This window comes from Rhodococcus sp. NPDC057014 (assembly GCF_042673295.1).
GTDB lineage: Bacteria > Actinomycetota > Actinomycetes > Mycobacteriales > Mycobacteriaceae > Rhodococcus_F.
In genome coordinates this window covers 1-7,019 of sequence record NZ_JBHUSF010000401.1, presented here as the reverse complement: position 1 = coordinate 7,019, position 7,019 = coordinate 1, and the positions used below count along the sequence as shown (strand labels likewise).

The window sequence follows — 7,019 nt, the reverse complement described above, 5'->3', positions numbered from 1 at the left end:
GCTGCGCGCACTGCCCGAGGACGTCGATCGGCTGGAGGATCTCGCGCGGAATTTCGCCGAGGCCACTCGTGCGGACGTTCGACGCCGCGCGGACAGCCGCTTCCACATCGAACTCGGTGCCGCAGCGCAGTCGTCGCATCTGACGACGTTGATCGTCCAGGCGCAGGCCCAGGTGGCCCCGTTGCTGTGGGATACCGATGCGCTGGATCCGCACGATGCGATCCGCGAGCACACGTTGATCGTCGAGGCCATCCGCAATCGTGATCCCGACGCCGCGCACCGCCATGCGCTGGATCATTGTGCACGCGAAACCCGCGTTCTGGTCGATCGTCACCTCGCGTTGGCGGCGACGTGACGAACGAGGACGGCCGTCGGCCCGCGCAGCTTCCGGATTTGGATCGGCTGACGGCAGAGATCACCGACTATCTGCGCGTGACGCTGGACAGCCTCACTCGGGTGCGTGCCGACATGCGCGAGTTGCTCGAACGCGTCGCGCGGGACGGGCGTCGACCGGCCCGCTCCGATCTCAGCGGAATCCGCGACAGTCTGCAGGCGTGCCTGCGGAACCCCGAGTACGCGGTGGATCGCATCGGCGTGGCCACCGCCGTGGACTATCTGACGGACAGCCCGTATTGGATGGAGTGGTGGGGCTACGACGACCACGGGGATCTCGAGTTCATCGGTCACAGCGTCAACCCCGGACAGGTCTCCTTCTACGACTACTCCCGCCGGGGCTGGTTCTCCATACCTCAGACCTGCGGCACTCCGGCTGTCATCGGACCGTACGTCGACTTCGGCGGTATCGACTCCTATAGCTACACGGTCACGATCTCGGTGCCGGTCATAGCGGCGGGCGGTTTCGCCGGCGTCGCGGGTGCCGATGTTCTGGCGCATCGGTTCGAGCGCTTCCTGTTCACGGGGGACCGGGACCGACTGCCCGTCGTTCTGGTGAATGCGGACTTGCGCGTCATCGCCTCGACGACGTCCGGGTACCTGCCCGGCGACCTTCTGCAACCGGACGACGTCACGTCGTGGGCCAGGTCGGAACTGGCCGCGGACCTCTTCCCGAACGGCAGAAGCTGGCAGTTGGTCTCACCTCTGCCCTGATCCACGCCACCGGTAGTCCTTGACCTGGCACTTCGCGTTAGAACTTTAAAAAGTGAAAATATCTTCTATTGCTTATAGACTCTCCTTGTGCCACGATGATGTGGCGGGCGTCACAACTACTGCGGCGCGCGGGATGACCGCCGGCGGTAGGAGCGAGCCTGGGCAATCGCCAAAAATGTTGTGACGCATGCAGCTTTGTGGAATCCGCCGCCGTCGTCGGGTCCCGCAACGTCGAGGTCGAGCAATTCGGTCTTCGCTGCAGCAGTCAACTTCACTACTTCGGTTTCAGGAGCATGCATGTACGACGTGATCGTTGTTGGTGGCGGTACAGCAGGAGTGGCCACGGCTTACTTCCTTCGAGACCTGAAATTGGATATCTGCGTGCTCGAGGCGACCGGTGAAGTGGGAGGTAGGTCGAACACGGTGGATCTCGCGGGGGCGAGTGCGAACTCCGGTGCACTGTTCATCTACCGGAACACCCGGACCGAAGAACTTGCCACCGAACTCGCGCTCGACGTCGTACCGTTCGAACCCACCACGTACGGAATCCATGCCAACGGCAAGACGGTCGTCGCCGAGACCAACGAAGATCTCGTCGCGCGTCTCGATCTGACCGACTCCGAAAAGGCGGAGCTGAGCGAATTCATCGACAGTGCTCTGCTCGAATACAACGAGCACACGAGCAACGGTGTGCTGGACCAGGACGATCAGGGTCTGGCTACCGAGACGATCGCCGAACGGCTCAGCGGACTGCAACCCGGCGTGCGCCGGATCATCGATGCCGCTCTGCGCGGCGGGGCAGTAGGAGACCCGGCCAAGCTGTCGGCGAAGTACGCCCTCCGCTACTTCGCGAGCTATCTCGCGCGAGAGAAGCGCAACCGATCCTTCGCGCTCGACGGCATGCAGGCCATCCCCAGGGCGATGCACGGCCACCTGCCTCCGGACACCGTTCGATTCGACACCACGGTCACCGGTGTCGCGTTCAAGGAAGAGCAGGACGCCTACGAGGTCAGCTTCACCGGCCCGGAGGGAGCGGGAACACTCCTGACCCGTCACGTCGTATCGACGCTTCCTGCCCCGCTGGTTCCCGCCGTCTTCGGTGATCTACCGACATGGAAGACGGACGCGCTCAGCAGCTTCGACACTCCCGGCAGCACCACGCTCAATATCGTCGCCGACATCGACGGCCTGTCGGGCATCGAGGACTGGGCGTTCATCGTGACCGCCGGGATGCCGTTCGACGCGATCATCAATCCGACACCCGGCCGGGTAGGACCCAACTGGGCCGCGGGCAGAGTGCAATTCACCTGCTACGGAAATTCCACCGGGTTCCAGCCGGGATTCGCCGAGGACGAGGCCCGCGTCGCCGATTGGGTGGAGAGCTTCCTGACCGTTGCGCCGCAGCTCAGAGGAAGAATCACCGGCGTTCACGCCCGCACGTGGGAACACTGCTTTGCGCTACTCGGCCCCGATCGCGCCGCGAATCTGGCCGAACTCCAGCGATCGGTGGGCTCGATCCATTTCGCCGGGGACTACACGTCCGAGACCGCGGGGACCCATGGCGCGTACACGGAAGCAGAACGTGTCGCGTCCCTGATCCGGGCCTCCGTTGCCTCCTCGAACAATTGACCGACGCTCGCCGGCCCGACACCGACTTCAGAACACCATCACTGACGAGGAGCTCGTTATGACGACGATCAACCCCTTGGACGATGCGCCACTGTCCAGGTTCCACAAGAAGCTAGCGCTGTTCTCCTCCGGCGGACCGTTTCTCGACGGCTACGTCTTGTCGATCATCGGTGTCGCGATGGTGCAGTTCGCGGATCAGTGGAGCCTGTCGTCCGTCGAACAGGGCCTGGTCGGTGCCTCGTCACTGGTCGGAATCCTGCTGGGCGCCTACGCCGGTGGATGGTTGACCGACAAATTCGGGCGTGAGGTTCTGTTCACGATCGACCTGGTCGCCATCATCGTGTTCTCCGTGGCTCAATTCTTCGTCCAGGACGTCGTGTGGCTGATCATTCTGCGCCTGCTGATCGGTATGGCGGTAGGTGCGGACTACCCGATCGCCACCTCTCTGCTGACCGAGTTCACACCGCGCAAGTACCGGGGCCCGTTCCTCGGCGCCTTCGTCGCGATGTGGTTCGTCGGCGCCGCAGCCGCCTACGTCGTCGGAGAATTCCTGGCACGAACCGGACACGAAGATGCATGGCGTTGGATGCTGGCCAGCGCCGCAGTACCCGCGATTCTGATTGTCCTCGCCCGGGTCGGAACACCCGAATCCCCACGCTGGCTTGCGAACAAGGGAAGGATCGACGAAGCGAACGATGTGATGCGGAAGGTCTACGGACCCACCGTCAGCATCGCAGACCTCCCGATGGAGGACGGCACCGACGTCAGTGTCAAGGACCTCCTCCGGTCCGGATACGGAAAGCGGATGGCCTTCATCACGCTGTTCTGGACGTGCTCGATCGTGCCGCTGTTCGCCGTGTACGCGTTCGCACCCGCCATCCTGGGGGCACTGAAGCTCGAAGGCGATGCAGCACACTTCGGATCGGCCGTGATCACGATCCTGTTCCTGGTCGGATGCGTCGTCGCGCTGCTTCTGGTCAACCGGATGGGCCGGCGGCCCCTGCTCATCCACAGCTTCCTGTGGTCCGGACTCGCCCTCCTGATCCTCGGACTGTTCCCCGAAGCACCGAGCATGATCATCATGGCGCTGTTCGCGATCTACGCGGTGGTCATCGGCGGCAGTCAGATCCTGCAGTGGGTCTACCCGAACGAGCTGTTTCCCACCGAGATCCGGGGTTCCGCCGTGGGTATGGCCTCCTCGCTCAGTCGCATCGGCGCCGCGGTCGGAACGTTCCTGGTTCCGATGTCGCTCAGCGGTATCGGCATCGGCCCCACGATGCTCATCGCGGCCGCCATCACCCTCCTCGGCGCGGTCCTGTCGCAGGTCATGGCGCCCGAGACCCGCGGAATGGCACTGACGGAAAGCGCCGCACTGGGCACCACCACCCGCACGACGCTGTCCACCGCCTGATCCCAGCCGGCAGCACGGACACAGTTCGCAGGTACCCGGGCGCTCACCGAGCGTCCGGGTACCTCGCGGCTACGAGGGATGCGACGTTCCCGGACCCCCGACCAGCCGTCCCAGCGAGAGACCGACGTGTAACTCCAAGCGGTCCTGGCCGATCGACAGATCCAGCGTCGTGAGTTCCTGAATTCGACGCAGCCGGTAGTACAGCGTCTGCCGGTGAATGCTCAGCGCATCGGTCGTCGCGGCAATGTCGCCACCATTGTCGAAAAAGGTCTCCGCGGTGGCGAGAAGGTCTCTGTTCCGGTGCTCGAACAGTGCCCTGACCGCCGGGGTGATGGCCGCCTCTGCGACGAGTTCCGCGGATGCCAGTGCTGCCAGCCGATACACGCCGAGTCGATCCCAGTACGCCACCGGCCCTTTAGAGGGCTCGAGTGCGATGACGTCGAGGCACAGTCTTGCCTGCCGCCAGCTTTTCCCGGCATCGCGAAGGTCCGAATAGGTTCCCCCGACTCCGACGACGCTTCCCTCGGCGCAACAGCTGTCGACAGCCGATCGAAGGGTGGAAGACGATGAATCTCGGTGCGCTACGAACACTGCCGTGAATCTTCCCATCGGCACGGCGGTGACGCCCGATCGTCGATCGATCGAGGCGTGGTCCGTTGCGAGCATCGTGAAGTCGGCGTCTTTCATCTCGCCCGACACCCGGAGGTGCTCTGCGGCAGCCGAAGACCTGTCCGGATCGCCCTCCAGCAGGTCCGCAAACGCCCCTGCGAGGTGCCCATTTTCCGATGCGCCGGCGGCGAGTAGCGCACCCGCCTGAGCCGCGAGCGGCATCAGTTCTTCGAGTGCGCGGTCGGAGATCGATGTGTCGTCGCCCGGGAGGACGAACAAGAACCCGTACGTCTTTCCTCCGTGCCGGACGGGGAGGCAGATCCGTGCCTTCGAACCGGTGGTCCTGTTCGCCGGTGTTCGAACCGGCCTCGTGGCGTACGCGATTCCACAATCGACGATCCAGTTGCGGGTGTCTGCATCGGTCGCTTGCCTGACCACCGACTGTGCGTGATCTTCGGACACTTCGATCGACCGGGCGCTGTAGGCGATCATCTCGAAATCGCCGTCGAGCAGCACTACGGATGCTCCCAGGTGCCGGCGTGTGCGTGCCATGAAATCGTCGACGCTCGCAACGGCAACAGCCCGGCCGATCTGATTCATGACTAATATATTAACATGCGGCCAGTGGGCGATCATCCATATGTCTGACGTACACCTGCGGACTTCTGGCATCTGTCGATAGTCGCGGAGCGCCTCGGAGGTGTTGTATGGATCACATCCAAACACGGGACGTGATCATCGCAAGGGCGGGTGAGTTACTTCCGCCGAAAGTGATCGAAGTCGCTGGGCGAGTAGAAGCCTCGCTCGGCGGATGCGGGCAGAATGCTCCGCGTCCACGTGTGTCGAATCGATCGTGAGAGCTGCCGATGTCTGATTTGGATAAGAAACCGTCGCCCACACTGCAGAAGAGTCTGAAGCAACGTCACCTGACCATGATTGCTATCGGTGGCGTCATCGGCGCCGGACTGTTCGTCGGCTCCAGCGCACTGCTGAACTCATCGGGCCCCGCCGCAATCTTCTCCTACGCGATCACCGGTCTCGTGGTCATTCTCGTCATGCGCATGCTCGGCGAAATGGCCGTGGCAGACCCGTCGACGGGCTCCTTCGCCGGATACGCGCGTAAGGCGTTCGGAAACCGCGCGGGATTCACCACCGGGTGGTTGTACTGGTTCTTCTGGGTGGTCGTCGCCGGGGCCGAGGCCGTGATCGGCGGCAAACTCCTGCAGCGGTGGATAGATCTCCCCTCGTGGCCCATGGCGGCGGCGTTGCTTCTCGCCATGGTGGCGACCAACCTTCGGTCGGTGCGCAATTTCGGCGAGTTCGAGTACTGGTTCGCCGGCATCAAGGTCGCCGCGATCATCGCGTTCCTCGCCATCGGGGCGTGCTTCGTGGTGGGCCTGTGGCCGGGACACAGCGCCGACGTCTCCAACCTGACCGACCACGGGGGATTCGCACCGAACGGGTGGACCGTCGTACTCTCCGGTGTCGTCGTCGCGGTCTTCTCCATGGTCGGCCCCGAGATCGCCACGATCGCGGCGGCAGAGTCCGAAGAACCCGAGAAATCGGTTGCCAAGGCGGCGAACTCCGTGATCGGCCGTGTCGGAGTGTTCTATCTCGGCTCCGTCCTTCTCCTGGCGATCATCGTCCCCTGGACTTCCATCAAAGTTGGTCAGTCGCCCTTCGTCGACGCCTTGAACGTCATGGGTATTCCGGGCGGCCCGGACATCATGAACGCGGTGGTCCTGGTTGCGGTGCTGTCCTGCCTGAATTCGAGTCTCTACACCGCCTCGCGCATGATGTTCGTCCTGGCCAATCAGGGAGACGCACCGCGTTCGGTCGCTCGGGTGGACAAGAACGGAGTTCCCCGCGGGGCGCTGCTGGCCGCGCTGTGTGTTGGGCTGGGCTGCGTTGCGCTCGACTACTTCTCACCGACAACGGCGTTCGCGTTCATCGTCAACGCGTCGGGTGCCACGATCCTGATGGTCTACCTGATGATCGCGCTCTCCCAGATCAAGCTCCGTGCCGTGCTCGGCCGGGAGAAGGCCCGCGAACTCCGCTTCAAGATGTGGCTGTTCCCGTACCTCTCGATCCTCGGGGTCGTCGGTATCCTCGCGGTGTTGATCTCGATGTTCTTCGTCGAATCCACGCGAACACAGATCTCCCTCAGTCTGTGTGCCCTCGTCGTCACCCTGATCGCATACCAGGCTCGGCGCACGTTCGGCTCCGGGCGCACGCCGGCCGGTTCCGCCGACGGCCGAAACAT

General features: G+C 63.6%; 6 protein-coding genes. 5 read left to right on the top strand and 1 reads right to left on the bottom strand.

From position 1 onward, the window contains the following. The first annotated feature begins 1 nt into the window (after nucleotide 1). From ACFTZB_RS40905 to ACFTZB_RS40890, 4 genes are all read left to right on the top strand, one after another. Nucleotides 2-355: an FCD domain-containing protein gene (locus ACFTZB_RS40905; RefSeq protein WP_378440936.1), complete on the top strand. Its 354-nt coding sequence runs from the start codon at nucleotides 2-4 to the stop codon at nucleotides 353-355. Continuing rightward, on the top strand, nucleotides 352-1,107 hold the full coding sequence (locus ACFTZB_RS40900) for a hypothetical protein (protein WP_378440934.1): 756 nt from the start codon (nucleotides 352-354) through the stop codon (nucleotides 1,105-1,107). Before ACFTZB_RS40905 ends, ACFTZB_RS40900 begins: the two co-directional genes overlap by 4 nt. A gap of 297 nt (nucleotides 1,108-1,404) precedes the next feature. Then, complete coding sequence (locus ACFTZB_RS40895; RefSeq protein WP_378440932.1) at nucleotides 1,405-2,736, top strand: flavin monoamine oxidase family protein; 1,332 nt, start codon at nucleotides 1,405-1,407, stop codon at nucleotides 2,734-2,736. Nucleotides 2,737-2,794: 58 nt separating this feature from the next. After that, on the top strand, nucleotides 2,795-4,147 hold the full coding sequence (locus ACFTZB_RS40890; protein ID WP_378440930.1) for an MFS transporter: 1,353 nt from the start codon (nucleotides 2,795-2,797) through the stop codon (nucleotides 4,145-4,147). 69 nt (nucleotides 4,148-4,216) lie between these two features. Here the strand turns inward: ACFTZB_RS40890 and ACFTZB_RS40885 are convergent, their stop codons facing one another. Continuing rightward, nucleotides 4,217-5,356, bottom strand: coding sequence for a PucR family transcriptional regulator (locus ACFTZB_RS40885; RefSeq protein ID WP_378440928.1), 1,140 nt, complete (start codon nucleotides 5,354-5,356; stop codon nucleotides 4,217-4,219). A gap of 266 nt (nucleotides 5,357-5,622) precedes the next feature. Between ACFTZB_RS40885 and ACFTZB_RS40880 the strand changes: the two genes are divergently transcribed. Then, a partial coding sequence (locus ACFTZB_RS40880; protein ID WP_378440927.1) for an amino acid permease occupies nucleotides 5,623-7,019 on the top strand: 1,397 nt, incomplete at its 3' end.

Bases quoted from the DNA above. Each gene is read 5' to 3' on its own strand.
- ACFTZB_RS40895 (WP_378440932.1), top strand. From the start codon at position 1,405: ATGTACGACGTGATCGTTGTTGGTGGCGGTACAGCAGGAGTGGCCACG.
- ACFTZB_RS40890 (WP_378440930.1), top strand. From the start codon at position 2,795: ATGACGACGATCAACCCCTTGGACGATGCGCCACTGTCCAGGTTCCAC.
- ACFTZB_RS40885 (WP_378440928.1), bottom strand. From the start codon at position 5,356: ATGAATCAGATCGGCCGGGCTGTTGCCGTTGCGAGCGTCGACGATTTC.